This is a genomic window from Amycolatopsis anabasis, from assembly GCF_009765355.1.
GTDB lineage: Bacteria > Actinomycetota > Actinomycetes > Mycobacteriales > Pseudonocardiaceae > Amycolatopsis > Amycolatopsis anabasis.
In genome coordinates this window covers 1-26,054 of the sequence record NZ_VTHK01000093.1, presented here as the reverse complement: position 1 = coordinate 26,054, position 26,054 = coordinate 1, and the positions used below count along the sequence as shown (strand labels likewise).

The following is a 26,054-nucleotide window of genomic DNA, read 5'->3' as shown; positions in this document are numbered from 1 at the left end:
TCCTCCCACGCCCGCACAGCAGCTCCCTTCACACGACCTTCACGGAATCAGTCATCTAGTACTCACCGCGGCCCGCCGGACAACGGCGTCCAGCGGGCCGCGGTGTCCCCACCCTCGCGAGTTCCACACTCGGGTAACCGAACTACACACTCGGGCACGCGAGTTCCACGTTCGGGCAAGTGAACTACACGCTCGCGCACACGAACTCCGCGTCGTGGGATGCCCGGGTAGGGAACTCGCCTACCGAAACGGGGAACTCGGTAGACCGGAACGGGGAACTCGCACGTTCGAAACGGGGGACTCGCGACAGCGGGCCCGGAACTCAGGTGCGTGAGTGTGGAACTCGCGTACCTGAACGTTGAACTCGCTTGCCTGAGTGTGTAGTTCGCTTACCGGAGCGTGAAACTCGGCTACCGGGACGGGGGACTCGCGGGTTATTGGGTGAGGAAGGTGCGGAGGGTGGATTCGTAGCGGGGGCGGTCGGTGTTCCATTCGCCGGTGTGTTCGGCGAGCGGGAATTCCTCGTAGCGGACGGGCCAGCCCAGTCGGGGTGCGGCGGCGGCGAGGTCGCGGGAGGTTCGCACGGGGACCGTGCTGTCTTCGGCGCCGTGGAAGAGCAGGGTCGGCGGTTTGGCGGCGGGCGGGTTGTCCACGACCTTGAGGCGGTCGAAGTCGACGTCCGCGCGCCAGTCCGCGAACAGGGAGGCCAGCGGGGTCAGGAAACCGGGCACGCCGCGGACCTGCGCGCCCTGGGCGACCGCGGCGGTCCAGTCCAGCGCGGGCGCGTCGAGGACGGTGGCGGTGACCGAACCCGCGAGCGAGGACCGGGCAAGCGTTTGCGCCACGATGGCGCCGCCCATGGACCACCCGTAGAGCACGAAGCGTTCGGCGCCCTGGTCCCGCGCGTACCGCATGGCGGCCTCGACGTCCCGCCACTCGGTGTCACCGAGGTGGTACAGGCCGTCCGGGGAGGGCGGGGCGCCGAAGTCGTTGCGGTAGGTGATGTCGAGGACCGGCAGCCCGAGCTGGTGCAGCACGGGCAGCACGCGCAGGGCTTCGGCGCGGGAACCCGGCTGGCTGCCGCGGCCGTGCACCGCGATGACCCAGGTCTTGCTCGAACCGGGCACGTACCACGCCGGGGCGGGGCCGAGTTCGGTCGGCACTCCGACCTCGGCGAACTCCAGCCCGTCCGCGCTGCGCGGATCGCTGAGCCGGGACCAGTTGGCCACCGACACCTTCGTCCCCGCCGGTGGCGCCGCGCCGGAGGTCACCGCCCGCCGCACCCGGCCGTCGGCGCGGTCGAGGACCGGCCCGACCCCGGCCAGCCCGCCGCCTTCCCAGGTCAGCACGTACTCCCCCGGGCGGGCAGCGCTCGCGGAATCGGCCAGCGTGACCGAACCGCCCGCCGACTCGAGCACGGTGTCCTGGAACCGGCCCTGGGCCGAGGTCACCGGGTTGAGCAGTTCACCGCTGTAGTACCAGCCGATCCCGAACGTGCCCCCGGCGAGCAGCAGCACGACGACAACGAGCGTGCCGACCAGGATCCGGCGACGCCGCCGCGGTTTGGCAGTGTCCTCTTGCGACTCCATACCGACCATCATGCAACATCAGGCGCCGCCCAGTTCCGCCCAGATCGCCGCGGCCGTCCGGTACGCGTCCCCGGTGGGCCGGACCGGATACGCCTTGCGCTGGTGCGCCCAGCCGTCCTCGAACGCGAACCAGTCGATCGCCTCCGGCGGCTGCCCGGTCACCAGGGAGCGGTCCAGCGAATCGAAGTACCGCTGCCACCGCGCCCGGTAGAAATCCGATTCGAGACCGGCCAGTTGGCGGTTGGCGTAGTCGTGCAGTCCCTCGGCCGAGCTGACCCGATCGCCCCAGGTGGTGATGATCGAACGCTGGTCGTACTCCAGCTGCGCGGCCTCGCCGTCCGAGGAGGCGGCCCGGCGGGCCGATTCCAGCCACGGTCCCAGCAGGAAGTGCTCGTCGGTGGCCAGCAACCGGTCCAGCAGTTCCTGGTAACGCAGCCACTTGGCCGACAAAGTGCGGAACAGAACCAGGTCGTGCGCCGCGTAGGCCGCCTTGAGCCGCGGGAGCAGCACCCGCGACTGGTTGGTCAGCGCCTGCCGGGTCACGTCCACCAGATCGAAGCGGTAGGCGGAACTTCCCCGCAGTGAACCGTCCACACGCAACAGTTCGCCGACGGCGGTGGCGAACGTGTTCGCGTCGTAACGCATCGCCCGCGGGGACCAGGCGGCGGCGGTCGTCGCGTCCAGGCTCGGGCGTGCTTCGAACAGGCCGTCCTGCGCCTCGCTCCACTCGCCCGCGGGCATCGCATACGCCGTGCGGCGCAGGATGTCCCAGGCCGCCGCCGCGTGCCCGTCGGCGCCGCCGTACCGGCGCCCCGCGAACCCGGCGAACCACGCCCGCAGGTCGATCGGCTCCGAGCGCCACGCCAGTTCGGCGAACAGCTCCACCGCGGCCGGGTTGGTGCCGGTGCCCTCCGGCATCAGCGCGATGCCCCGCAACGCGCTGTCCCCCTTCGCGCGCCACCGCGGGAACCGCTCCGCCCACACGCCCGCGTTCGCGCCGATCGTGGTGTGGCCGCCGAAGTTGTAGATGCTGCCGAACGCGTACGGCGTGCCCTGCCAGGACTTTTCCCGGTCCAGATCGTGGTACCGGTCGGACAGGCCGTCCACGATGAACAGCCGGGACCTGTCGACCGCGTCGAGGATCGCCGCGGGCGGATTGCTCTGCCAGCCGAGCAGCACCCAGGTGGCGCCGGGACGCGCCGCCTGCAACGCGTTCATCACCCCGGCGGCGGCCGCGCCGACCGGAACCGGTCCCGGTGTGCCACCCTCGTGCAGCAGGTCCATTTTGTACATCGACGTGTCGCCGAACAGTTCCCGCTGGCGCGCGTAGAAAGTAGCGGCCACCCGGGCGAACTGCTCGCCCCGGGGATCCAGCCAGTCCGGCCGGGTGAACCCGCCCCAGGTGCCCTGCGGCACCACCTGCGCGCCCGGGTTCTTCGCGGCGAAACCCGGCGGCACGGTCCCGTAGTACCCGGGCAGCACCGGGGTCATCCCCAGTTCCCGCACCCGGTCGACGATCCGGCGCGCCAGCGCGGTCCGCTCGGCGAGCAGGCGCGGCGACGGTGGCCCGGCGAAGGACGACATGTTCTGCAGCAGCCACCACGGCTGGTGCGCGGGAGCCGGGAGCCACGAGCGGATCTCGCCGTCGGAGTAGCCGAATTCGCGGAAGGTCCGCCGGTACAGCTCGTCCGAACCGACCGTCACCAGCACCTCGTTGACCCCGCGCACCGCGAGCAGATCGAGTTGCCGTTCCCAGTCCGCCCAGGTCCGGTACGCGCCCGAGTAGCCGTCGTCGGTGTCGTTCAGCACGAACCGGTGCGGCACCACCGCGGTCTGCCGCACCGAACCCGCGGGCAGGCGGCGGGGCAGCCGCGAAACGCTCTCCCCGGCCAGCCGAGATCGGTGTGCGTGATCTGCTGCAGGTACTGCTCGACCCCGGTGAGCACCGTCCCGGGTGTATTGCCCTCGACCCGGACCCGCCCGGTCGTTCCGCTCACCCGGAACGCGTCCGCGCCCGGCCGGACCACCAGCTCGAACTGCCGGTAGTGGTTCGGCAGCAACCGTTTCACCGCGGCGTACGCGGGCGCGGCCGCGGAGTCGATCGCGGGCTCGGCGGCCGCCGGAACGGCGGGCGCGACCAGCAATCCGGCGAGCAGCAGCGTGATCGCGCGCTTCATCGCGGCACCGCCCCGAGGTCGACGACGGTGAAGTTGTCCATGATCACGTCCGCCTGCTCGACGTCACCGGGCAGCCTGCGCAGGCCGACCCAGTACTCCCCGGCCTGGTCCGCGGTGAACTCCTGCGCGAACCTCGCGGTGGCCCGCTGCTCACCGAGCGGAGTCCGGTGCAGCTCAACGGAGTTCGTCCCGTTGTCCACGCCGGTGATCCACTGGTACTGACCGGCGACCCCGCTCTGGTAGTCGAATTCGACCCGGTACCGGTGGCCCGGCACGAACCGCACGCTCTGCGGCACCGTCCGGTACACCAGCCCCGCGTTCTCCTCGTGCGCCTTGAGCGACCAGCCGCCGGACAGCACGTCGTCGACCAGTTTCCCGTTCCAGCCCCGCTGCGTGTACGGCGCGTGCAGTTCGGCCAGGTGCGTGCGCGGATCCGTGCTGCCCCCGGCGTCGCCCTTCACGAACGGCCACCAGCCCTGGTCGACGTGCTCGAAGTCCTCGAACACCAGCGCACCGGGCTTCGCGACCGCCTGGGTCCGCACCACGCGCACGTCGTCCACGCGCACCGCCGCGGCTCCCTCACCCGCGGCGATGCGCAGGAGCGGCCGCGCGCCACCCGGCGGCACGTCGAAAAGCACGCGCACGCGCTGGAAATGGGTGTCGTGCTTGTCGTCCGCGGCCACCAGGTTCTTCGCGGTCGAGGATTCGACGAACGCCGAGCGCGCCGGTTCCCGTCCGGCGCGAACGGAAATCCCGGCATGCCGCCGCTTGCCCGGTTCGACCTCGACCCACGCCGACGCGCTGTAGGTGCCCGGCGCCAGCGCGCCCAGGCGTTGTTCCAGCGCGCCGGCCCCGGCGCCGAACCGCGCCACCCGCTGGCCACGTTCGGTGCGCTGGATCGACACCGCACCGCGCGGCTGCCACGCACGCAGGTCACCGGCGTTGAACCCGGGATCGGTCACCGGCGAGCCCTCGCCGAACCGCGGATCGGCCTGGCGCGGCGCCAGCCGGTCCGGGAAGAGGACGTACGGCACACCGGGTTCCGCGGTCACCGTCACCTTGCCGCCGCGCACCGGAACGGTCGCCGCGAGCTTGCGCCCGGTGTCGGTGAGCCGGTACACGGTCAGGCGCCGGGCTCCGGCGAGCTGCGCGGGCAACGTCCACTCGGTCCGCCCGCCCGCCGGGTTGTAGTGGTACAGCTTGGTTTCGCCGCCGGATTGCCACGGCAGCAGGTAGCGGTCGCCGTCGAGGACCTTGGCGTCGCCGACGAAGAACTCGCGCTTCCCGGCCGCGTCGCTGCCGCGCACTCCCCCGCTGAACGCGATGTCGTGCGCGTTCCAGCGCTGGATCTGGTAGTGCTGCAGGAACTTCGCGGGCAGGTTGTTGGTCCAGATGTTGCGGTAGAAGGTGTTCCAGTCGACCTCGTTGGTCCAGCCCTCGAACTCCTCGATCCGCGTGTTGCCCAGGATCGGGTGGTTGTTCCACACGTCCTTCTGGCCGTTGCGGATGAACCGGATGATCTGCGAGTTCAGCCCCTTGTTGGTGGCGCCGCCGTAGTCGAGGTCGTTGGCCCAGTGCGACCACAGCGCGGACCGTTCCAGTTTGTCCGACCATTCGGTGCCGACCTGCCAGCCCTGCGCGCGCAGGGAGCGCAGCATGTGCTCGGCGACCCAGCCGTAGCTGCGGTAGACGTCGATGTAGAGGAACTTCAGGTTCGGATCGGTTTCGTCGCGCAACTGCTGGAACCGCTTCGCCAGGTCACCGGAGGCGTTGTCCCGCCGCTGGTCGATCTCGTAGGACTGGTCCAGCCAGTTCCAGCCCTTGCGGGCCGGATTCACCAGCTTCTCGTCGAACGCCTTGGCCTCCGGGTAGGACTCGGTCGCGTTCACGTGCACGCCGAAGTTCGCGCCCCACCGCTTTCCCTCGCGCAGCAGGGTGTTCAGGTCGCCCAGGCCACCGGCGCGGGTGTTGTAGTCGCCGCCGTAGTCCGGATGCCCGGAATCGTGCCCCTCGGAGCCGTAGCCCTTGAGGATCGCCAGCTGGCCGAGGCCGTCGGTGGACAGCGAGATCCGCTTGACGTCGTCCAGGGTGCGCAGGAACGGATGGGTGGCCTGGCTCGCGAAGTTGAACGGGATGTGGGTGATCACCCGGTCCGCGGTCTCCCCGGCCCCGTTCGGGGTGATCGCGATGTCCCGGAAGGCGAGGGCGCCGTCCTGCCAGTCCACCACGCCATCGCCGTTGGCGTCCGGGGTGATGACCACCTTCGCCCACGGCAGTTCCTCGGTGACCGCGGCGGTGTCCCCGCGGTAGGTCCACTGTCCACTCCAGACACCGACCCGGGTGGCGTCGCCGGCCTCCCTGCGCGCTTGGTGCCAGAACCGGGCGGCATCCCGGTTGGTCGGACCGGAAGGCTTGTCGTACACCGAATTCGTCTCGATCGCGGCCGCCAGTTGTCCGGTGTGGACGATCGCGTAACTGGCCCCGACCGGTGCCGGGTCGGCGGCCGTGGCCGGGGTGACCGCGGCGAACCGGTCGGCGGTGCGGGTGGAATCGGGATCGAGCGTGGTGAACGCGGTCGACGCGCCCGGCTGGCCGCTGGCGACCGAAACGAGGTCGTGGCCGGGGATGTCGATCGTGCCGACCCGCAGCGCCGGGGTCTCGGTGACGCGGTCGATCCGGAACGTCACGGCCCGGCCCCGCACCCGGAGGGAGGCTTCGACGCTCGCGCCCGGCGCGTCGGCGATCGCGAGCGTGTAGTGCGCGGCGCCGTCCGGGCCCACGGATCCGGCGCCGGTCACGCGGTGTGGTGAGCCGTTGATCGTGATGCTGTCCAGCGCGGTGACGCGGCCGTCCAGCCCCGCCCCGGTCGCGCGGTCGGTGTAGCGCCGGACATACGGAAACGCGGCGCCCACGTCCACCACCAGCTCCGGGGAGGAGATGCGCAGTTCAGCCGGCTGGTCCGCGGCCTGCGACGGCGCGGGTGCGGCGATCAGGCCGGTCGTGGCGAGGGCGGCGGCCAGCAGGACGACCGGGCGGACACGAGCGGGCATAGCGCCTCCAAGTCCGTGTGTTTATGATTGTTTTAGGCCGCTAACGCTCAAAAGTCAACAGAAACAAGCACATTCGTGCAGTTAGCCGAACAAGGTCAAGTATTACGGCAGGTGCACAAGAGCATTTGCCAATACGGCATTCGAGTGAAAAGGCGATCAACCAAGGGCGGCAGAACCGGGTTTTCCCAACTATGGGTAACAGGTGCTGGCGGTAAGCAGGGGCGGCCGCCGCACCGCAAAATCGCAACTGGGGGAGTTTTCCATGGCCATTGACCTGTCCAGACCCTTGTGCTGGAAGAACGCGACCGGTGACGCCGCGACGATGCTGAACGAACTTCAGCCGAACATCCTCAAACCGCACGTCCGCGATCACCTGTCGGTGCTGTTCCTGCGCTTCGACGATCCGGCGGCGGGCCGGACGTTCCTGAAAGCGCTGGTGCCGCTGATGAAGTCCGCGCGAACGCAACTCGAGGAGACCGAGGCGTTCAAGTCCGGCAAGGGCCGCGCGACTCCGTACGTCGGCCTCGGCCTGGCCGCGCGCGCCTACCGGCGCCTCGGCATCGCGAACGCCCCGGCCGACCAGCCCTTCGCCGACGGCGCGAAGGCGGCCATCCCGCGGCTCAAGGATCCGGAGGTCGGGCGCTGGGAGCGGCAGTACCAGCAGGACATCGACGCGGTGGTCCTGGTCGGCGCGGACCTGGAGAGCGCGATGAAGGCGCGCCGCCGCGAGGTGCTCAATCTGGCGGGCCGGGGAATCACCGTGCTCGGTGAGGAAATCGGGCTGTCGCAGGTCAACGAGAACGGCGACGGCATCGAACACTTCGGCTACGTGGACGGCCGCAGCCAGCCGCTGTTCCTGACCGAGGACATCGAGAACGAGAGGCGCACCACCGACGGCATCAACGAATGGGACCCGTCCACCGCTCTGGACCGCGTGCTCGTACCGGACACCGCCGCGCCGAACCCGCGGGCGCATTTCGGCAGTTACTTCGTCTTCCGCAAGCTCGAGCAGAACGTGCGCCTGTTCAAACAGGCCGAACAGGACCTCGCGACCGCGCTCGGGCTGACCGGGGAGGACCGCGAGCGGGCCGGCGCCATGCTGGTCGGCCGGTTCGAGGACGGCACGCCGCTCACGCTGCAGCGCAAGCCCGGGCTGGAAAGCCCGGTGGGCAACGACTTCAGCTACTTCAGCGACGGGCAGGGCGCGAAATGCCCGTTCCAGTCGCACATCCGCAAGACCAATCCGCGCGGCTCCGGCGGGGCGGAAACACCCGAAGCCGAGCGGCGGCACCTGTTCGCGCGGCGCGCCCAGACCTACGGCAAGCGCCGCGACCGGCCGAACGCCGACCTGCCACCGGCCGTGCGCCCCACCGGCGGCGTCGGCCTGCTGTTCATGGCCTTCAACGCCGAACTCGGCAACCAGTTCGAGTTCATCCAGGCGAACTGGGCGAACCAGCCGCAGTTCCCGGTCGTCCCGCCCAGCCACAAGGCGCCCGGGCTGGATCTGGTGATCGGCCAGGGCGAGCGGATCGAGACGACGTTCACCCCGGACTGGGCCGGGGAAGGCGAGCAGGCGGTGGAACCGGCTCCGCAGGCGGTCACCATGAAGGGCGGCGAGTACTTCTTCATGCCTTCACTGGCTTTCCTGCGCACCCTGTAAAAGCCCGCGTGGGCCGTCGGCAATGGGGGAACCGACGGCCCACGCTTCCCCCTCCTAGCAGGCGCCGGCGTCGCTCCACACCGCCCACGAGCGCGGGTCGCCCGGCTCGGCGCCACTCGACCAGTAGGTGGCCTGCCACTTGTGACCGTTGTGCGAAACCACGTCACCGGGTGCGTAGTTCGCCGAGGCGTCCCAGGCCTGCACGCCGTCGCAGTCGCCCGGCGGGTCCGGGTCGCCGCCACCGGTCTTGACCAGCGTCAGGTTGTACGCGCTCAGGATCTCGTTCACCGGCTGGAAGTAGGTGGTCCCGCCGGAGGTGCAGTTGCCCGATCCGCCCGAGGTCACGCCCTGGGCCTGCTGACCGGTGAGCCACGAGCCGCCGGAATCGCCGGGTTCGGCGCAGGCGCTGGTCCGGGTCATACCGGTGACCGTGCCCTGCGGGTAGTTGACGCTCTCGTTCTTGGCCTGGACCGTGCCGCACTTCCACCCGGTGGTGGAGCCGGACCGGCAGATCGACGCGCCGACCGCGGCCTCGTCCGAACCGGCCACCTCGACCACGCCGCCGCTGTAGTTGTTCACCACTCCGCGCGGGGTCCAGTTCGAGTTGACCGCGACCCAGGCGTAGTCGCCGCTGCCGGGGAAGACCGAACCCCGGAACGTGCCCTGGGCGGTCCGGTCCGCGCCGGTGGTGGTGGAACCGGTGGTGCCGCAGTGCCCGGCGGTGACGAAACCGCCGTTCACCGAGAAGCCGATGGAACACCGGGAACTGTTGTTGATGTAGTACGCGTCGCCGCCGCGCACGTCGGCCAGCGGGCGCGGGGAATCGGCCGACGGCACCACCCGCACCCAGCTCGCGTCCACTCCGGCGGCCGCGATGAACGCGCGCGCCGCGTCGAACGCCTCGGGCCGGGACTGGACGACGATGTCGTTCGCGCGCACGTCGACGTACCAGCCGGACACCGTGCCCGGCGCCCGGACCGCGTCCAGTTTGGCCTTCACCGCGTCGAGTTGAGCCTGGTTCCGGGTGACCAGCCGCGGTTCCGCCCCGGCCGCGCGGACCTGGTCCGCCTTGGCCGCGTCGGTGACCGCGACGACCAGGTGATCGGAGTCCGCGGCGAGCCAGGCGCCGCCGAAGCTGTCACCGAGCCCCCGGGCGACGATCGGCTCGAGCCGGCTCGCTCGGGTGTCCCGGATGATCCGGTCCCGGGCCTGCTCGGCGGTGAGGCCGAGATCTCGTTGCAGGGCCGAGAACATCTCCGGGGACGTGGCGCCGCCGGTGGCGTCCGCGGCGGGCCCCGTACCCGGTAGGGCGGGCGCCCAGGCCACGGCGGCGGCCGCGCAGACGGCCGTCGCCAGGCGTAAGGCGAGTCTTCGTTTCATGGTCTCACTCCTCAGGCGCGCAGGTACGCCCGTTGCTTAAGGTTTAGACCAATCCAGCATCAACGAAAACCTGCTACCGAGGGCATCACAAGTACCCATAACACCGGCAACCCGGCGGCGAGTAGCGGCTCAGACGGCGCGGAGGTCGGTGCCGGCGGCTTCGAAGCGTTGTTTGAGGTCCGCGGAGACACCGGCGTCGGTGACCACGACGTCGACCGCCCCGATCGGACAGATCCGGGCGAACGCGCGCTTCCCGAGTTTCGAGCTGTCCGCGGCGACCACGACCCGCGCCGACCGCTCGACCATCAGCCGGTTGATGTTCGCCTCGCCCTCGTGGTGCGCGAACGCGCCGCCGTGCGGGTCGAGGGCGTCGACACCGAGCACCAGCAGGTCGAGCGCGATCTCCGACAGCACGCGGGTGGCGAGCGGTCCGGTCAGTTCGAACGAGTGCGGGCGGGCGACCCCGCCGGTCACCACGAGCTTGATGTGCCGCCGCACGGCGAGTTCGTTGGCGATGTTCAGCGCGTTGGTCACCACGGTGAGCCCGGGACCGGTGTTCAGGTCGCCGCGGGCGGCGAGCGCACCGGCGATCTCGGTCGTGGTGGTGCCGCCGTTCAACCCGACCACCCCGCCGCGCTGCACGAGCATCGCGACCGCACGCGCGATCCGGGTCTTCTCCGGCGCGTGCCGGGCGCTCTTGTAGCGCAGCGGCAGATCGTAGGAGACGTTGTTGGCCACCGCGCCGCCGCGGGTGCGGGTGAGCAGCTGCTGTTCGGCGAGGTGGTCGAGATCGCGGCGGATCGTCGCGGCGGACACGTCCAGTTTGGCGGCGAGTTCGTCCACGTCGACCCGGCCGCGCTCGCCGACGAGCTGCAACAGCCCGCCGAGCCGCTCGTGCCGCTTCACGGCCGCTCGGCCTTCATCCGGAAGTCGTAGTGCTCCGGAAGCTCGCGGGATTCGCCGAGCGCGTCCTGAATCGCGGCCCAGGTGTCCGAAAGGGACGTTTCGCCTTCCCGGATGTCGGCGACCTCGAAACCGGCGTCGAAGATCTCCCGCGCTCGGCGCGCGTCGCCGAGGCCCAGCGCCGCGCGGGCTTCCAGCAACCGGATCCGGCCCGCCGCGCGCAGCTCCGCGGGCAGCAGCCCGATGAGATCGGCGGCATGCCCGGGCCGCCCGGCGTCCAGCGCCGCGGTGACCGCCTCGATCGCCAGCGGCAGCACCCGCGGCGCGCGGACCAGTGCCTCGGCGAGCAGCGCCGCCGCCTCGGACTTCCGGCCGTCCAGCCCGGCCGCCACGGCGAGGTTGCGCAACGCCCACGGGGTCGAGGTCAGCTCGGCCGAGGCCGTCCAGGCGGCCACCGCCCCGGACCGGTCCCCCGCGTGCCACCGGGCGACTCCCCGGTGGTACCAGATCGCCCAGTTCTCCCCGGCGTTCTCCAGCAGCTCCCGCCACGGCTCCGACACGAGCGTGCCCGGCGGCGGTTCGACGGGTTCCGGTGTCTCGCCGTTCAGCAGCGCGAGCCACGGGCGCTGGTCCGCGCCCGGCTCCCCGAACGGTGTGCCCGGCAGCGACCGGCCCATCCGGGCCAGTTCCAGCGCACCCCAGCCGGATCCGGCGAACAGCGGCTCCTCCGGTTCGCTGTCGGCGACCGGACGCCACGCCGCGAGGCGGGCGTCGACTTCTCGATGCGGCAACGCTTCCCCGACCGCCGCGCACGCCTCCGCCCAGTCTCCACTGTGGACGGCGGAGCCGATCTGGACCGGGCCGTAGGCTTCCAGCCAGTCCCAGGACTCCCCGGCCGGGAGCCGCAGGTGCTCGAGCTGGGTGCGCGCGAGCCCGGCCTGGATCTCCAGGTAACCGGGCGCGCCGGGCGCGAGCCACTCCTGCCACCGGTGCCCGCCCGCGGATTCGCCCCACACGAACAGTTTCCGCCCGCGCAGGCGCGCGGTGGACACCTGCGCCAGGCCGAGGCCGTCGCCGTCCACCGCGGCGATCCACGGCCGCGCGGCGTCCGGGATCTCGAAGAAGTAGTCGGCCGCCTGCCGGTGCCGCACCGGGTAGCTGAGGTCGAAACCGTCGTGCTCGGGCACCGGAACGAGATCCAGCCGACCGGAATACCCGTAGTGCCAGGCACTTTCCGCCGGGGCCAGCACCCGCGTGCGCTCTCCCCGTTCGACGGCGATGTTCGACCACCAGTACGCGGGCACGTCGTGGTCGTGCGGATTGCGCAGGCGCACCCCGACGAACAGGAACGCCGAGCCGGGCGGCAGCCAGAAGTCGAGCTGATAGGGCAGATCGCGAGTGCGCTCCCATTCCCAGAGCCGCAGGATCGGCGACCCGTCCGGACCCGCGACCCGGGCGGCGTGCATCGGCGCGCAGGTCAGCGTGGTGTGCCCGGTGCTGCCCAGGTTCCATTCGACGCCACCGGCGAACCAGGCGTTGCGCAAGGCCAGGTTCGCGGGCTGGAAGACCGGGTTGCGGTACAGCAGCTCGCGATCGTTCTCCTTGTCCACCAGCGAGTACAGCCGACCGCCGAGTCCGGGTAGGACGGTCGCGCGCAGCCGCGAGTTCTCCAGCACCAGCGCGGGCAGGGCACGCGGTTCCCGCTCCCGCCCGTACCCGTCCTGGATCCGGCACGGCAGCAGGGACTCCAGGGCGCCGTAGGCGATGTTCCCGGCCAGTTCGGCGGGCAGTTCGTCGATATTGGCCACCTGCTGCACGTGGCCCGGCCGGACGAGCCGCGGAAGCGGGTTCTCCGCGCCGAGTTCGGCCGCCGGAAGCGTCAGATCCTCGCGGTGAAGCCGGGTCTCCATCACTCCGGGAGCCGTTCTCCGGTGGCCGCGTCGAACCGGTGCACCGCGTCGGACAGCGGCACGAGCCCGATCCGGTCGCCCCGCTGCCAGGAGGCCATGCCCGGCGTCCGCACGGTGAGCGGGACGTCGTGGTCCGGCGTCGCGCAGTACAGGTACTGGTCGCTGCCGAGTTCCTCGACCACCTCGACGGTCGCCGCGATGCCCTCGCCGGGTTCGGTTATCCGCCAGCCCTCCGGCCGCACCCCGAGGATGTGGTCGCCGCGGGGCAGCAGGTTCATCGCGGGCGAGCCGATGAATCCGGCCACGAACACGTTGGCGGGCTTGGCGAACAGCCCGATCGGCGTGTCGCACTGCTGCAGCGCGCCGTCCTTGAGCACGGCGACCCGGTCGCCCATGGTCATCGCCTCGACCTGGTCGTGGGTGACGTAGATGGTGGTCACCCCGAGCCGCCGCTGCAGCGAGGCGATCTGGGTGCGGGTCTGCACCCGGAGCTTGGCGTCCAGATTGGACAGCGGTTCGTCCATGCAGAACACCTGGGGCCGCCGCACGATCGCCCGGCCCATGGCGACCCGCTGCCGCTGCCCACCGGAGAGCTTGGCGGGTTTGCGGTCCAGGAACGCGGTGAGGTCGAGCAGTTCGGCCGCCTCGGCGACCAGCTTCGCCCGCTCCGCCTTGGGCGTCTTGTTGATCTTGAGGTGGAAGCCGATGTTCTCGGCCACCGTCATATGCGGGTACAGCGCGTAGTTCTGGAACACCATCGCGATGTCCCGGTCCTTCGGCGGCAGCTCGGTGACGTCCCGGCTGCCGATGTGCACCTGCCCCTCGTCGACGCCCTCCAGCCCGGCGAGCATGCGCAGGGTGGTCGACTTGCCGCAGCCGGACGGGCCGACCAGCACCAGGAACTCGCCGTCGTTCACCTCGAGGTCGAGGCGGTCCACCGCGGGTTTGTCGACGCCCGCGTAGTACCGCGTGGCCCCCTTGAACGAAACCGTTGCCATGCCTTGTCTCCCTATTTCCCGGCGCCGAGCGTCAGGCCGGTGATGATGCGCCGCGCGAGCAGGATGTAGAGCACCAGCATCGGGAGCACCACGATGGTGACCCCGGCGATCAGGCCGCCGTACTCCGACTGGTAGCTGGCCGCGCCGTAGAAGGTGAACAGCGCCCGCGCGAGCGTGAACTTCGCGTTGTCCTGCAAGAAGACGATCGACAGCAGGGTCTCGTTCCACAGCCCGATGGCGTTCAGGATCAGCCCGGTGATCAGCCCGCCGCGCGCCAGCGGCAGCATGATCGACACGAAGGTCCGGACCGGGGACGCGCCGTCGATCGCGGCCGCCTCCTCCATCTCGTCCGGCAGCGAGCGGAAGAACCCGGTCAGCAGGAACACCGTGAACGGCAGCGAAAGCGCCACGTAGACCAGGAAGAGGCCGAGCAGGCTGTTGGTCAGGTGCAGTTTCGCCATGCCCACGAACAACGGGATGATCACCGTCTGGAACGGCACCCCCATGCCGATCGCGAACAGGTTGGTGAGCCCGTTCGAACCGCGCACGCCGAGCCGGGTCAGCGCGTAGGCCGCGGGCGCCGAGAGCGCCACCACGACCACCGCGGAAGCCGCGACCAGCAGCACGGTGGTGAGGAACGCCGTGCCGAAACCGGCCTGGCTCCAGGCGTAGGCGAAGTTGCGGAACGGCTTCCCGGCCACGAACCACTGCCGGGGCAGCTGGAACGGCTGGGTGAAGATCTCCACCGGCGTCTTGAACGACGACGAGATCAGCCAGTAGAGGATGAACAGGTTGAACGCGGTGAACAGCCACACCACGGCCGTGCCGAGCACCCGGAACGGACTGAACCGCCGCGACCCGGGCGCCGGTTTCGGTTTGCGGGGCGGCTTGCGCACCGGCTCCGCGGCCGGTTCGACCGGAACATCCACAGTGGACACGAGCACTCCCCTAGTACTGGATCGCGTCGCGGCGCATGAGCCTGCGCAGCAGTACGACGAACACCGAGACCAGCGCGATCATCATCACCGCGCACGCGCAGGCCGCCCCGTAGGCCGGGGTGCCCTGGGTGCCGAACGACCGGTCGAAGACGTAGATCCCCAGCGTCCAGGCGTGGATCGGCGGCGAATAGGTGCCCGGACCGGCGAGCACGAAGACCAGTTCGAAGATCTTCATCGCGTTGATCGTCCACAGCACGCCGGCGACCCCGACCACGTCCCAGGTGAGCGGGAGCGTGATGTTGCGGAACTTCTGCCACGGCGACGCGCCCGCGATCTCGGCGTCCTCGTAGAGGTACGGCGGGATCCGGTCGACCGCGGCCATCAGGATCGTGATGTAGAACCCCGAACTGGCCCAGATCAGCGCGACGATCACCGCGTAGGTGACGTTCTCCGGTTGCAGGAACTTGACCCCGTTTAGCCCGATCCCCTCGAGCACGAAGTTGATCAGCCCCTGCTTGCCCGGCCGGTACACCAGGACGAAACCGAGGAACATGCCCAGCGCGACCGGCGCCACGATGTTCGGGAAGAACAGGATCGCCCGGATCAGCTTCCCGCCCCGCATGTCCCGCAGCACCATGGTGAACAGGAACGCGAGCAGGAACGTGCCGACCCCGCCGACCACGATGTAGAGCAGCGTGTTGAAGAACGAGTACCGGAAGGCGTCGCTGGCGAACATCTCGCGGTACTGGGCGAACCCGTTGAAATCCGGGGTGTCGCCCGCACCGGCCCAGCTGGAGAAGCTGAGCACCGCGGTGGCGATGGTGGGCACCACGAGGAACACCACGTAGAGCGCCAGTGCCGGGGCGAGCAGCGGCCAGAACAACCGCCGCTTGCCTCGCAGCTGCGCGCCCGCCTTACCGGTGACCGGCTTGCCCGCCGGTACCGCGATCTGCGCCATCAGCAGTGCCTTTTCAGAACGCGCGGTCGTCGTGAGTGTTTGGACCGGTTAGAACCGGCCGGAACACTCACGACCCGCATTTGGTCACCCACGGGCCCTCCAGTACTCAGCGCTCTTCGCCGCCACCTGATCGATGAACTGCTGCGCGGTCAGCTGCCCCTTGAGCAGCGCATTGTCCGCCGGGTAGAACACGTTGTCCACGTAGGTGCCCATCCCGCTCAGCCCGTCGGCGATCAGCGTGTGCTCCTTCTTCGGGTCCTCGAGCACCGCCTTGATCGGCTTCAGGTCGTCCGGCACCGCGAGGTCCGTCCGCGGCGTGAGGTTGTCGCTCACCGCCGGGATCCCGGCGAGGATGTCCTTGTTCAGCACGTAGGCGATGAACGCCTTGGCGGGTTCGGGGTTCTTGGCCTTGGCGGTCACCGAGAACCCGATGGGCAGCTGTTCCACGATGTCGTGCGTCGCGCCGGCGGGCATCGGGAACTGGAACGAGCCGTAGTTGATCGCCTTGCCGCCGCCCTGCTTGCCGAGGTACTCGCGGATCTCGCTGGGCAGCCAGCTCCCGTTGAAGGTGTAGACCGATTCGCCGTCCGCCCAGCGCTGCTGCACCTGCGGGAACTTGGAGGCGTCCCAGCCGTCGACGAAGTAGTGGCCCTTCGCCAGGCGCTCGACCAGCTTCGCCGCCTCCAGGAAACCGGGTTCGGCCTTCCAGGACTGGCCGGTCCTGTCCTGCGCGGCTTTCACGATCCCGCCCGGGCCGACGAACCGCGCGGCGAGCTGGGTGAAGAAGTAGAGGTTGTAGTCGTTGATGTCGCCGTCCTGGCTGATCGCCGCCTTGCCGTCCTGCTTGGCCTTGTCGAACAGGGCGAACAGCTCGTCGATCGACCGGGGCGGCGCGAGGTTCGGGTTGACGTCGCGGTTGTACCACCACGCGTTGCTGATCAGCTCGTACGGGACGAGGAACGGTTTGCCCGCGGCGTCGCGGTTCTGCGGCATGGTGTAGCTGGTCGGGGTCAGCACGTCCTTGACGGTCTTCTCGCCCTCGCCCACCTTCAACGCGAAGACGTCCTCGACGCTCTGCGTGCCGCCCGGGGCCACCACCGCCGCGTTCAGCTGGTTCAGGTCCTGGTCGATCAGGTCCGGCACGTCCGCGGTGTTCAGCGCGGGGGCCACGTTCTGGGTGAGCAGCTTGCGGCCCAGCCACTGCACGTTCACCGTGACCCCGGTCTTCTGCGTGAAGCAGTCGATCGCGCGCTTGAGCACCTTGCCCTGCGGCTCGTCGGCGGTCCACATCGACCAGTAGGTGAACTGCCTGCCGGTGGGCTTCGTGCCCGCCTCGGGGCACGGCGAGCTGAGGTACTGCTCGGCGCCCGGCAGCGCGTTCTCACCGCCATTGGCGTTCTCCGGACCGGTCGGACTGCCGCATGCGGCGAGCGCCAGACCTGCCGTCACGGCTATGAGGGAGAACTTGCCACCTGATCGCATGGCCACCACCTGATCGAAGTCAGCGGATTGCGCGCACTCGGTGCGCATTGGTGCGCAGTTTTGTTCGATTTCGCGCAGTTGTCAACAGTGAGTTGCCTGGAAGCCTACGCCAGGTCGCTAGGCCATCTGCTGCTCGATGTTGCTCTTTCCTGATCGAAACTTCGCGAAACTCTTGACCTGGGTGCACTTTCGAACGATCCTCGATGCACCCCGAAACAGGTTCCGCAAGGAGGCGGCAGATGGCCGACGAACCAGCACGCAGCCCCGAGAACGTCACCCGGCGATCGGCCCTCCGCACCGGCGCCGCCGCGGGCGCGGGCCTGGCCGCGCTGGGGATCGGCCAGGGGATCGCGGGCGCCGAACCGGCTTCCGGAATAGGCGAAGACGCCCGCTCGTGGCCGAAACCCCGGGGCGCCTCGATGATGGGCGTGCCCTTCGAGGCCCGGGACACCGTGCGGATCGGCATCATCGGCCTGGGCAACCGCGGCGCGTCCATGCTGCCCCTCTTCCTCGCCGTCCCGAACGTGCGGGTCACCGCCGTCTGCGACATCAACGCCGAGTTCGTGGCGAAGGCGTCCGCGACGATCACCAAGGCCGGGCATCCCGCGCCCGCGACCTGCACCGGCGGCGACCACGCCTACGAGCAGCTCGTCCGCCGCGACGACATCGACTTCGTCTACCTCGCGACACCGTGGGAATGGCACACCCCGATGGCGCTCGCCGCGATGCGGGCCGGGAAGCACGTCGGCTCGGAATGCCCGATCGCCACCACCATCCCGGACATGTGGGAACTGGTGAACACCTCCGAGCAGACCCGGCGGCACTGCCTGCAACTGGAGAACTGCTGCTACGGCAAGAACGAGCTGCGCGTGCTGCGGATGGCGCACGAGGGCCTGTTCGGCGAACTGCTGCACGGTTCCGGCGCCTACCTGCACGATCTGCGCGAACTGCTGTTCTCCGACACCTACTACCAGGGGCAGTGGCGCCGGGCCTGGCACACCAAGGTCAACGGCGACCTCTACCCCACGCACGGGCTCGGCCCGGTCGCGTCCTATCTGGACATCAACCGCGGCGACCGCCTGGTGCGGATGACCTCGATGAGCACCCCCGCGCTCGGGCTCGCCGACTACCGCGCCCAGCACGTTCCGGCCGGGGATCCCAGGTGGCGGGAGCGTTACGTCGACGGCGACGTGACGATGAGCCTGCTGCAGACCGAGAAGGGCCGGGTGATTCACCTGGTCCACGGCGTTTCCAACCCGCATCCGTATTCGCGCCTCAACCACCTCGCGGGCACGAAAGGGGTATTCGAGGACTACCCCGCACGTATCTATCTCGAGCCAACGCACTCCCATGACACGTGGGGCAGTTTCGAAGACTTCAAGAACTACGACCACTGGCTGTGGAAGGACATCGGCCCGGGCCCGGGCGGGCACGGCGGAATGGACTACCTCATGCTGTACCGGCTCGCGCAGACCATCCGGCTCGGCCTGGCACCCGATATGGACGTCTACGACGCGGCCGCGTGGAACGCGCCGTTCGCGCTGAGCGCGATGTCGGTGCGGCTGGGCGGCGCGCCGATTCCCTTTCCGGACTTCACCCGGGGTCGCTGGAAGACGCCACATCCGGGGACCGACTCGCCGAAGCCCGGCTGAGCCACACCGGCCATCGGACTGCTCCGCGCGTAGTACGTTCTCAGTCTGGAACAACGTGCGGCAGGAGGGTCGAGGCGTGGATCGGCACGAGCGGCTGAGTGCCCTGCTCGACATGGTCGGGCAGCGGGACAAGATCGACGTCGAGCAGACGGCCGCGGAGCTGGACGTCTCCCCGGCGACGATCCGCCGCGATCTGGACCACCTGGCGGGGCGGCAGCTGCTGACGCGGACCCGGGGCGGTGCGGTGGCCAGCAACGTGGCCTACGACCTCCCGCTGCGGCACAAGGCGGCGCGGCACGCCCCGGAGAAGCAGCGGATCAGCGCGGCGGCGGCGCGGCTGGTGGAACGCGGCATGGTGGTGGGGCTCAACGGCGGCACCACCAGCACCGAGGTGGGCCGCGCGGTGGCGACCCGGCCGGACTTCAACGACCGCGGCGACTCCCCCGCGCTGACCGTGGTCACCAACGCGCTCAACATCGCGAACGAACTGGCGGTGCGGCCGAACATCAAGATCGTGGTGACCGGCGGGGTGGCGCGGCAGCACTCGTTCGAGCTGACCGGGCCGCTGGCGACGCTCATCCTGGAGGAGATCACCCTGGATCTGGTGTTCCTCGGGGTGGACGCGATCGACGCGGTGCGCGGCGCGTATGCCCACCACGAGGGCGAGGCGAGCATCAACAAGCTGATGGCCTCGCGGGCGCGTCAGGTGGTCGTGGTCGCGGACTCGTCCAAACTGGGCGGACACGCGTTCGCGCAGATCTGCCCGACCGCGGACGTGAACATGCTGATCACCGATTCCGGTGTGGACGAGGCCACCGTGAACGCCTTCGAAGCCGAAGGCGTCAAGGTGCTGGTCACCTAGCCCCGAGAACGCCGAGCAGCCGGATGACTTCGGCCTGCAGGCGGGCGCGGGCGGCGCCGAGATACTTGCGGGGATCGACGACCGCCGGGTTCTCGGCGCAGTACTCGCGCAGCCCGGCGGTGAACTCCTTGTTGAGCTGGGTCGCGATGTTGATCTTCGTCATGCCCGAGCGGACGGCCGTGCGTAAATCATTGTCGGCGACGCCCGAGGAACCGTGCAATACCAACGGAACCGCGACCGCCGCGCGCAGTTTCGCGATGAGGTCGAAGTCCAGGGCCGCGTCCCGGGTGAGCATCGCGTGCGAGGTGCCGACCGCCACCGCGAGGGCGTCCACCCCGGTCGCCGCGACGAACGCCGCCGCCTCGCCGGGATCGGTGCGCGCGCCGGGTGCGTGCACGCCGTCCTTGCCGCCGACCTCGCCCAGTTCGGCCTCCACCCAGACGCCCCGGGAATGGCAGAACGCCACCATTTCCGCGGTCGCCCGCACGTTGTCCGCGTAGTCCAAGGCGGACGCGTCGAACATCACCGAACCGAAGCCGAGTTCGACCGCCTCGCGCACCAGATCCGGGGATTCGGCGTGGTCCAGGTGCACCGACACGGGCACGGCCGCCGCCCGCGCGGCGGCCAGCGCCGCCGAGCCGATCGGCGCCAGGGAACCGTGGTAGCGCACCGCGTTCTGGCTCAGCTGCACGACGACCGGCGCGCCCGCGGCCTCCGCGCCCGCGATGATCGCGGTGAGGTGCTCGAGCCCGATGGCGTTGAACGCCCCGCAGCCGACCCCGCGTTCGGCTGCCGGACCGGCGATTTCGCCCGTGGACACCAGCGGCACGCTAGACCTCCTCGATGAGCACGGCGTCGAGTTCGCGCCGGTAGTGGTCGATGTCGAAGTCCCCGGCCAGCGGACCCAGCACCGCGGCCGAGGAGAGCGCGACCGCGCGGCGCAGCACCTCCGGCCACGCCGATCCCGCGGCGAGTTCGAGCGCGATCCCGGCGACCGCGGCATCCCCCGCGCCGGTGGCGTTCCCGGTCAGCGGCCGGGACGGCCGCGCGTGCCAGGCGCCTTGGGGGGTGGCGGCGAGGATGCCCTCGGCGCCGAGGGACACCAGGACCGCGCCCGCGCCTTCCGCCCGCAGCGCCTCGGCCGCGGCGAGCGGATCCGGCTGCCCGGTCACCTCGACGAGTTCGGCCGCGTTCGGCTTCACCACGGTCGGCCGGGCGTCGAGTCCGGCGGCCAGCGCCTCGCCCGAAGCGTCCAGGATCGTGGGCAGCGCACCGGCGATGTCGATCAACCGGGCGTAGGCGTCGGCGGGCACCCCCGGCGGCAGGCTGCCCGAGCAGACCAGCACCGTCGCCTGGGACACGAGCCGTCGCACCGCGCCCTCGATCGCCTTCCATTCCACTGTGGACAGTTCGGCGCCGGGCTCGCTGACCAGCGTCACCGTTTCGTCCGCCGTGGCCAGGATCGTGGTGGTGCGGCGGGAGTTCGACCGGGTGTCCAGCAGCAGGTGCGAAATCCCGGCCGCGCGCAGATCCGCGCGGATCAGCGTGCCGTCCGGGCCGCCCGCGGTGCCGATCGCGCAGGTGCGCGCGCCGAGCGTGTGCAGTACCCGGGCCACGTTGACGCCCTTGCCGCCCGCGCGCCGGTCGACCCGGTGCGCCCGGTGGGCCACATCCGGCACCAGCCGCTCGAGCGTGTAGGTCACGTCGAGGGCGGTGTTCGGGGTGACCGTGACGATCATGGCAACAGGGCCCTCGCCAGCAGCCCGGCGCCGAGGCAACCGGCCTCGTCGCCGAGTTCGGCCAGCCGCAGCTCCGGCATCCGCTGGAAGGTCAGGTGCGCGGACAGCCAGTGGCGCAAGGGATCGAGCAGGAACGCGCCGGAACCGAACAGCCCGCCGCCGAGGACGAACACGTCCGGCGCGAGCACCATGGTCAGCGCGGTCAGGGCCCGGCCGAGGCCGTCCAGCGCCTCCTTGAGGACCGCCGCCGCATCCGGATCGCCGCGCCGGGCCGCGTCCACGACCTGTTCGCCACCGGTCACCGGATTCCGCGTCCGCTCGCCGTAGCGGCGGGCGAGCGCGGCCGCCGAGGCGATCGCCTCCAGGCAGCCGACCGCGCCGCAGGAGCACTTCCGCTCGTGGCCGACGTCCATGTGCCCGACCTCGCCCGCGTGCCCGCCCGCGCGGTACGGCTTGCCGTCGAACAGCAACGCGGCGGCGATCCCGGTGCCGACCGGCATGAACACCGCGTTGCCGAAGCCGCGCGCGGCGCCGAGCCGGTATTCCGCCAGCCCGCCGGCGCTGACGTCGTGCCCGAACGCGACCGGGACGCCGAGGCGTTCGGCGAGCATCGCCCCGAACGGGACGTCCCGCCAGCCGAGGTTGGCCGCGTAGCGCGCCACCCCGGCCGCCTCGTCCACGATGCCCGGCACCACCACGCCGACCGCTGCCGGGGCGGCGCCGCCGGTGAGTCCGGTGACCAGGCGGGTGATCTGGTCCGCGAGCGCGGTTCCGTCGGCGCCGTGCGCGGTGGGTTCGCGGACCGCGGTCAGCTGGCGCAGTTCGTCGTCGAGCAGCGCCGCCTTGATACTCGTGCCGCCGACGTCCAGCGCCGCGACCAGCTGTGCGTTCATGGAACTAGTGCAGCACAACCGAACGCGTGAGATTCCGCGGAGTGTCCGGGTCCAGCCCGCGATCGGCCGCGATGAGCCCGGCGACCCGCTGCGCGCGCACCAGATCGGCGAGCGGATCGAGGTCGCCGTCGACGAAGGTCGCGCCGGTGCGCCGGACGTCCTCGGCGAGGCCGCCGGGCGCGGCGCCGAACATCCAGGTCACCCGGCCCGGTTCGCTGATGCTGATCGGTCCGTGCCGGTACTCCCAGGCCGGATAGGACTCGGTCCAGGACAGCGACGCCTCGCGGAACTTCAGCGCGGCCTCGTTGGCGATGCCGACCGTCCAACCGGTACCGAGGAAGGTGAACTGCGACGCCGTGCGGACCGCGTCGTCGACCGGTTCGGTCAGGGCCTGCTCGGCCTGGCGGATCGCGGTGGTCAGGTCCTCGCCGAGGTGGCTGCGCAACAGGGCCAGCGTGGTGGTGGCGAACCGGGTCTGCACCACGGACCGCTCGTCGCTGAAGGACAGGTCGAGCACGGTGTCCGAGACCGGCGCGATCTCCTTCGGCACACCGGTGATCACCGTGGTCGGCATCTCGCCGCGCACCGATTCGAGCAGGCGGAGCACCTCGGTGGTGGTGCCCGAACGCGAGATCGCCAGCAGCTCGTCGTAGCGCCGCCCCTTGGGGAATTCGGAGGCCGCGAACGCGTCGGTGTAGCCGAGACCGGCCGATTCGCGCAGGACCGCGTAGGACTCGCCGATGAACCGGGAGGTGCCGCAGCCGACCACGGCCACCCGGCGGCCGGGCGCCGGCAGCCGGGCGCCGAGCGCGCCGGCGAGTTCCGCCGCCCTGCGCCAGCAATCCGGCTGGCTCGCGATCTCTTCATCCATGAATGACCGGGACATGAACTCCCCATCCGTGTGCTCGCCACCGGTCCGTTCCGGACCGGCCCCACTTCACCCTAGATGCTTATTTATGCGCGGTCAATCAGCGTTTCACACAGTTTCAATCATCGCAGGTGGTCCAGTCCATGCGTCCATCCGGGCGCGGATGGCCAGGTCACATTGACTCTCCGAGAAAGGGCGGCTTACGCTCGCCCGGCTAGGCGACAGCCCCCGGAATGCGGTGAGAATCCGCACGGACGCGCCACTGTGACCTGGGCGAATCCTCCCTCGCCCGGGGAGTCAGACCCGGGGCCGTCGCGACACCCCACTACGGCCGCGCCAGCCGAGGAGGTCACGCCATGTCACAAGCCGCGATCCCTGCCCAGATCCCGCTTCGCATCCCGGTCCGGGAAAACCTGCCGTGGGCGGTGCTCATCGGACTGCTCGCGCTGATCGCCCTGTACTTCGTCAGCGCCGAACAAGGCGCCACGGCGCTGTTCGCCAACTCCTACATCCACGAATTCGTGCACGACGGCCGGCACCTGCTCGCCTTCCCCTGCCACTAGGGCGGGGCCGCTTTCCATGATGAGGACCCTGCTGGTCCGCGGCATGCTCGCGGGCCTGATCGCCGGTGTGCTCGCGACCCTGTTCGCGTACCTCTTCGGTGAGCCGTCGGTGAACGCGGCCATCGGCATCGAGGAGGCGGGCGCCGCGCACGAGCACGAACACGGCGCCGGTGGCGAGGAAGCGCATGGCGCGGAAGAAGAACTGGTGAGCCGGGGCGTGCAGAGCACGCTCGGGTTGTTCACCGGGGTCGGCGTTTACGGCGTCGCGATCGGTGGCTTGTTCTCGCTCGCGTTCGCGTTCTCCTCCGGCCGGATCGGCACCCTGCGGCCGCGGGTGACCGCGGCACTGCTCGCCGCCGGGGCGTTCGCCGTGGTGGTTCTGGTGCCGTTCCTGAAGTATCCGGCGAATCCGCCCGCCGTCGGGCAGCCCGGCACGATCGGTGAACGCACCGGGCTGTACTTCGGATTCGTGGCCCTGTCACTGGTTTTCGGGATCGTGGCGGTGGTCGCGGGCCGCAAGCTCGCCGACCGCTACGGCGCGTGGGCCGGTGGCCTTGTGGGGTGCGCGGGCTACCTCGTCGCGATCGGCGTGGCCGCGTGGCTGATGCCGATCATCGACGAGGTGCCCCCGGAGTTCCCCGGTTCCACGCTGTGGAGCTTCCGGATCGCCTCCCTCGGCACGCAGTGTGCACTGTGGACGATCCTCGGCCTGACCTTCGGCTGGCTGGCGGAAAAAGCGCTCGCCAGGCGCTCTGCCCCAGCCGCCGTGTGAGCGGGTGCCCGAAAGTGCGCGCACTTTCGGGCCCCGTCAGCACGCCCGGCCGAGATTCTCCCAGCTCCGCCATTCCTGGATCCGCTTCTCGTACATTTCGAAGATGCCGTCGTACATGGCGTCGCCGAGCAGCAGGCGCAGCGGCGGATTCTCGCTGTCGACGAGTTTCAGCACGGCCTCGGCGACCTTGGCTGGATCGCCTTCCTCGATGTCCGCGCCCTCGGCGAACAGCTTGGCGCGCACCGGTTCGTAGGCCGGGCTGTACTCGGCCATGCGCATGCTCGTGGTGCCCCAGTCGGTCGCGTAGCCACCCGGTTCGACGAGCGTCACCTTGATCCCGAAGGGTTCCACTTCCTGGGCGAGGGCCTCGCTCATGCCTTCGAGCGCCCACTTGCCGGCCGCGTACAGGCCCATGGTCGCGATCGCGCCGAGCCCGCCGACGCTGGAGATCTGGACGATGTGCCCGGACCCCTGCTTCCGCAGTTGCGGCAGCACGGCCTGGGTCACCCACAACGCGCCGAAGAAGTTCGTGTCGAGCTGCGCCCGCGCCTGCTCTTCGGTGATCTCCTCCACCGCGCCCATCAGGCCGTAGCCGGCGTTGTTGACCACGATGTCGAGGCGGCCGAACGCTTCGATCGCACGCTCGACCGTCGCGAAGACGGCCGCGCGGTCGGCCACGTCGAGCGGGAGCACGGCGAGCCTGCCGTCGTGCGCGGCCACCAGATCGTCGAGCGCCTCGGGGCGGCGCGCGGTGCCGACGACCCGGTCTCCCGCGGCGAGCGCGGCCTCGGCGAACCGGCGGCCGAAGCCCCGACCGGCCCCGGTGACCAGCCAGACGCGGGATGAATCGTGTCGAGTCAAGTAGCTCTCCTCTTTCGGTTCCAACGAGACGAACCGTCTCGTTTCGCCATACGCTAACCTACGCCCATGAACCAGCGCAAGGCACCCGATCCGGCCCGCCGCAGCCAACGCTCCCGCCAGGCGATCCTCGGCGCGGCCTTCGACCTGCTCGGCGAGGTGGGCTACCGGAAACTGACCATCGAAGCGATCGCCGCCCGCGCGGGCGTGGGCAAGCAGACGATCTACCGCTGGTGGCCGTCCAAGGGCGCGGTCGTCTTCGACGCCTTCCTCGCCCTTTCCGAGGGCGCCGAAGAACGGGTCGCGCTGCCGGACACCGGTGACCTCGAAGCCGATCTCCGGCTGGTCGTGCGCGCGACGGTCGCCGAACTCACCGATCCCCGGTTCGACGTGCCGTACCGCGTGCTGCTCACCGAGTTCCAGCAGGATCCCCAGCTCACCGAGGAATTCCGCGAGCGCCTGTACGAACCGCTGCTCGCCGCGACCCGGGACCGGTTCCGCCGCGCGCAGGCCGCCGGTCAACTCGCCGCCGACCTCGACCTGGACGCCGCCTTCGAACTCCTGTGGGGCCCGATCTACTACCGCTGGCTACTCCGCACCGGCCCGCTCACCGAGTCCTACGCCGACACGGTCACCGATCTCACCCTCGCCGCCCTCCGCCCCCGGTAACCGTTTCCCCCAATGTGGCTTTCGGTACCTTCAACGCCCCGAAAGCCACATTGGGAACCTTGAGCGCCCCCAATGCCACATTGGGCATTTTTCATCTTGGTTTTTGCTGGTGGGGTGGGGTTGACCGGGTGTG

Annotated in this window: 22 protein-coding genes; 6 read left to right on the top strand and 16 right to left on the bottom strand. The window is 70.3% G+C overall.

The window, feature by feature from the left end; translation table 11 throughout:
- Positions 1–434: 434 nt before the first annotated feature.
- The 4 genes from FXO23_RS48175 to FXO23_RS48165 are packed head-to-tail and all read right to left on the bottom strand — an operon-like array spanning position 435 to position 6,816.
- A complete protein-coding gene (locus FXO23_RS48175; RefSeq protein ID WP_158895520.1) occupies positions 435–1,589 on the bottom strand; it encodes an alpha/beta hydrolase family protein in 1,155 nt (384 codons plus the stop codon).
- 18 nt (positions 1,590–1,607) lie between these two features.
- Positions 1,608–3,431, bottom strand: a complete 1,824-nt coding sequence (locus tag FXO23_RS48170; protein ID WP_218952411.1) for an alpha-N-acetylglucosaminidase — start codon at positions 3,429–3,431, stop codon at positions 1,608–1,610.
- A complete protein-coding gene (locus FXO23_RS51365; protein WP_218952410.1) occupies positions 3,392–3,766 on the bottom strand; it encodes an alpha-N-acetylglucosaminidase N-terminal domain-containing protein in 375 nt (124 codons plus the stop codon). The genes FXO23_RS48170 and FXO23_RS51365 overlap by 40 nt, the downstream gene beginning before the upstream one ends.
- Positions 3,763–6,816 carry an endo-alpha-N-acetylgalactosaminidase family protein gene (locus tag FXO23_RS48165; RefSeq protein WP_158895518.1) on the bottom strand — a complete coding sequence of 1,018 codons (3,054 nt, stop codon included), beginning with the start codon at positions 6,814–6,816 and terminating at the stop codon, positions 3,763–3,765. The genes FXO23_RS51365 and FXO23_RS48165 overlap by 4 nt, the downstream gene beginning before the upstream one ends.
- Positions 6,817–7,078: 262 nt before the next feature.
- Between FXO23_RS48165 and FXO23_RS48160 the strand changes: the two genes are divergently transcribed.
- Positions 7,079–8,476 carry a Dyp-type peroxidase gene (locus FXO23_RS48160; protein WP_158895516.1) on the top strand — a complete coding sequence of 466 codons (1,398 nt, stop codon included), beginning with the start codon at positions 7,079–7,081 and terminating at the stop codon, positions 8,474–8,476.
- 54 nt (positions 8,477–8,530) lie between these two features.
- Here FXO23_RS48160 and FXO23_RS48155 read toward each other — a convergent pair whose 3' ends face one another.
- The 7 genes from FXO23_RS48155 to FXO23_RS48125 all read right to left on the bottom strand — a co-directional run bounded on the left by FXO23_RS48155 (position 8,531) and on the right by FXO23_RS48125 (position 17,012).
- Complete coding sequence (locus FXO23_RS48155; protein ID WP_158895514.1) at positions 8,531–9,856, bottom strand: alpha-lytic protease prodomain-containing protein; 1,326 nt, start codon at positions 9,854–9,856, stop codon at positions 8,531–8,533.
- Positions 9,857–9,985: 129 nt separating this feature from the next.
- On the bottom strand, positions 9,986–10,762 hold the full coding sequence (locus FXO23_RS48150; protein ID WP_158895512.1) for a DeoR/GlpR family DNA-binding transcription regulator: 777 nt from the start codon (positions 10,760–10,762) through the stop codon (positions 9,986–9,988).
- The gene (locus FXO23_RS48145; RefSeq protein ID WP_158895510.1) at positions 10,759–12,669 is read right to left on the bottom strand and encodes a DUF5107 domain-containing protein; all 1,911 of its coding nucleotides are present in this window, start codon (positions 12,667–12,669) and stop codon (positions 10,759–10,761) included. Before FXO23_RS48145 ends, FXO23_RS48150 begins: the two co-directional genes overlap by 4 nt.
- Positions 12,669–13,667, bottom strand: coding sequence for an ABC transporter ATP-binding protein (locus tag FXO23_RS48140; protein ID WP_158895508.1), 999 nt, complete (start codon positions 13,665–13,667; stop codon positions 12,669–12,671). Before FXO23_RS48140 ends, FXO23_RS48145 begins: the two co-directional genes overlap by 1 nt.
- An 11-nt stretch (positions 13,668–13,678) precedes the next feature.
- Entirely contained in the window at positions 13,679–14,605 is a 927-nt protein-coding gene (locus FXO23_RS48135) for a carbohydrate ABC transporter permease (RefSeq protein WP_246258554.1), read from the bottom strand.
- Between the two features lie 10 nt (positions 14,606–14,615).
- The gene (locus FXO23_RS48130) at positions 14,616–15,563 is read right to left on the bottom strand and encodes a carbohydrate ABC transporter permease (RefSeq protein WP_158895504.1); all 948 of its coding nucleotides are present in this window, start codon (positions 15,561–15,563) and stop codon (positions 14,616–14,618) included.
- Positions 15,564–15,647: 84 nt separating this feature from the next.
- Entirely contained in the window at positions 15,648–17,012 is a 1,365-nt protein-coding gene (locus FXO23_RS48125) for an ABC transporter substrate-binding protein (protein WP_246258553.1), read from the bottom strand.
- Between the two features lie 272 nt (positions 17,013–17,284).
- Between FXO23_RS48125 and FXO23_RS48120 the strand changes: the two genes are divergently transcribed.
- Complete coding sequence (locus tag FXO23_RS48120) at positions 17,285–18,697, top strand: Gfo/Idh/MocA family protein (protein WP_158895500.1); 1,413 nt, start codon at positions 17,285–17,287, stop codon at positions 18,695–18,697.
- 76 nt (positions 18,698–18,773) lie between these two features.
- On the top strand, positions 18,774–19,559 hold the full coding sequence (locus tag FXO23_RS48115) for a DeoR/GlpR family DNA-binding transcription regulator (RefSeq protein WP_158895498.1): 786 nt from the start codon (positions 18,774–18,776) through the stop codon (positions 19,557–19,559).
- Here FXO23_RS48115 and FXO23_RS48110 read toward each other — a convergent pair.
- The 4 genes from FXO23_RS48110 to FXO23_RS48095 are packed head-to-tail and all read right to left on the bottom strand — an operon-like array spanning position 19,552 to position 23,077.
- Positions 19,552–20,388, bottom strand: coding sequence for a class II fructose-bisphosphate aldolase (locus tag FXO23_RS48110; protein WP_158895496.1), 837 nt, complete (start codon positions 20,386–20,388; stop codon positions 19,552–19,554). The two genes, FXO23_RS48115 and FXO23_RS48110, sit on opposite strands and share 8 nt — an antisense overlap.
- Position 20,389: 1 nt before the next feature.
- The gene (locus tag FXO23_RS48105) at positions 20,390–21,298 is read right to left on the bottom strand and encodes a 1-phosphofructokinase family hexose kinase (RefSeq protein ID WP_158895494.1); all 909 of its coding nucleotides are present in this window, start codon (positions 21,296–21,298) and stop codon (positions 20,390–20,392) included.
- The gene (locus FXO23_RS48100; RefSeq protein ID WP_158895492.1) at positions 21,295–22,191 is read right to left on the bottom strand and encodes an ROK family protein; all 897 of its coding nucleotides are present in this window, start codon (positions 22,189–22,191) and stop codon (positions 21,295–21,297) included. Before FXO23_RS48100 ends, FXO23_RS48105 begins: the two co-directional genes overlap by 4 nt.
- Before the next feature lie 4 nt (positions 22,192–22,195).
- Entirely contained in the window at positions 22,196–23,077 is an 882-nt protein-coding gene (locus FXO23_RS48095) for an SIS domain-containing protein (protein WP_158895490.1), read from the bottom strand.
- Positions 23,078–23,415: 338 nt separating this feature from the next.
- Here FXO23_RS48095 and FXO23_RS48090 point away from each other — a divergent pair, with 338 nt between their 5' ends.
- Both FXO23_RS48090 and FXO23_RS48085 read left to right on the top strand, forming a co-directional pair.
- The gene (locus FXO23_RS48090) at positions 23,416–23,622 is read left to right on the top strand and encodes a CbtB domain-containing protein (protein ID WP_158895488.1); all 207 of its coding nucleotides are present in this window, start codon (positions 23,416–23,418) and stop codon (positions 23,620–23,622) included.
- A 16-nt stretch (positions 23,623–23,638) separates the two neighbouring features.
- On the top strand, positions 23,639–24,394 hold the full coding sequence (locus tag FXO23_RS48085; protein ID WP_158895486.1) for a CbtA family protein: 756 nt from the start codon (positions 23,639–23,641) through the stop codon (positions 24,392–24,394).
- 36 nt (positions 24,395–24,430) lie between these two features.
- Here FXO23_RS48085 and FXO23_RS48080 read toward each other — a convergent pair whose 3' ends face one another.
- On the bottom strand, positions 24,431–25,255 hold the full coding sequence (locus tag FXO23_RS48080) for an SDR family NAD(P)-dependent oxidoreductase (protein WP_158895484.1): 825 nt from the start codon (positions 25,253–25,255) through the stop codon (positions 24,431–24,433).
- A 66-nt stretch (positions 25,256–25,321) separates the two neighbouring features.
- Here FXO23_RS48080 and FXO23_RS48075 point away from each other — a divergent pair, with 66 nt between their 5' ends.
- Entirely contained in the window at positions 25,322–25,921 is a 600-nt protein-coding gene (locus FXO23_RS48075) for a TetR/AcrR family transcriptional regulator (RefSeq protein WP_158895482.1), read from the top strand.
- Positions 25,922–26,054: the final 133 nt, after the last annotated feature.

Excerpts from the sequence above, each read along its gene's own strand:
- FXO23_RS48175 (WP_158895520.1), bottom strand. The coding sequence starts at position 1,589 with ATGGAGTCGCAAGAGGACACTGCCAAACCGCGGCGGCGTCGCCGGATC.
- FXO23_RS51365 (WP_218952410.1), bottom strand. The coding sequence starts at position 3,766 with ATGAAGCGCGCGATCACGCTGCTGCTCGCCGGATTGCTGGTCGCGCCC.
- FXO23_RS48165 (WP_158895518.1), bottom strand. The coding sequence starts at position 6,816 with ATGCCCGCTCGTGTCCGCCCGGTCGTCCTGCTGGCCGCCGCCCTCGCC.
- FXO23_RS48160 (WP_158895516.1), top strand. The coding sequence starts at position 7,079 with ATGGCCATTGACCTGTCCAGACCCTTGTGCTGGAAGAACGCGACCGGT.
- FXO23_RS48155 (WP_158895514.1), bottom strand. The coding sequence starts at position 9,856 with ATGAAACGAAGACTCGCCTTACGCCTGGCGACGGCCGTCTGCGCGGCC.
- FXO23_RS48145 (WP_158895510.1), bottom strand. The coding sequence starts at position 12,669 with ATGGAGACCCGGCTTCACCGCGAGGATCTGACGCTTCCGGCGGCCGAA.
- FXO23_RS48140 (WP_158895508.1), bottom strand. The coding sequence starts at position 13,667 with ATGGCAACGGTTTCGTTCAAGGGGGCCACGCGGTACTACGCGGGCGTC.
- FXO23_RS48130 (WP_158895504.1), bottom strand. The coding sequence starts at position 15,563 with ATGGCGCAGATCGCGGTACCGGCGGGCAAGCCGGTCACCGGTAAGGCG.
- FXO23_RS48120 (WP_158895500.1), top strand. The coding sequence starts at position 17,285 with ATGGCCGACGAACCAGCACGCAGCCCCGAGAACGTCACCCGGCGATCG.
- FXO23_RS48105 (WP_158895494.1), bottom strand. The coding sequence starts at position 21,298 with ATGATCGTCACGGTCACCCCGAACACCGCCCTCGACGTGACCTACACG.
- FXO23_RS48100 (WP_158895492.1), bottom strand. The coding sequence starts at position 22,191 with ATGAACGCACAGCTGGTCGCGGCGCTGGACGTCGGCGGCACGAGTATC.
- FXO23_RS48095 (WP_158895490.1), bottom strand. The coding sequence starts at position 23,077 with ATGTCCCGGTCATTCATGGATGAAGAGATCGCGAGCCAGCCGGATTGC.
- FXO23_RS48090 (WP_158895488.1), top strand. The coding sequence starts at position 23,416 with ATGTCACAAGCCGCGATCCCTGCCCAGATCCCGCTTCGCATCCCGGTC.
- FXO23_RS48085 (WP_158895486.1), top strand. The coding sequence starts at position 23,639 with ATGATGAGGACCCTGCTGGTCCGCGGCATGCTCGCGGGCCTGATCGCC.
- FXO23_RS48075 (WP_158895482.1), top strand. The coding sequence starts at position 25,322 with ATGAACCAGCGCAAGGCACCCGATCCGGCCCGCCGCAGCCAACGCTCC.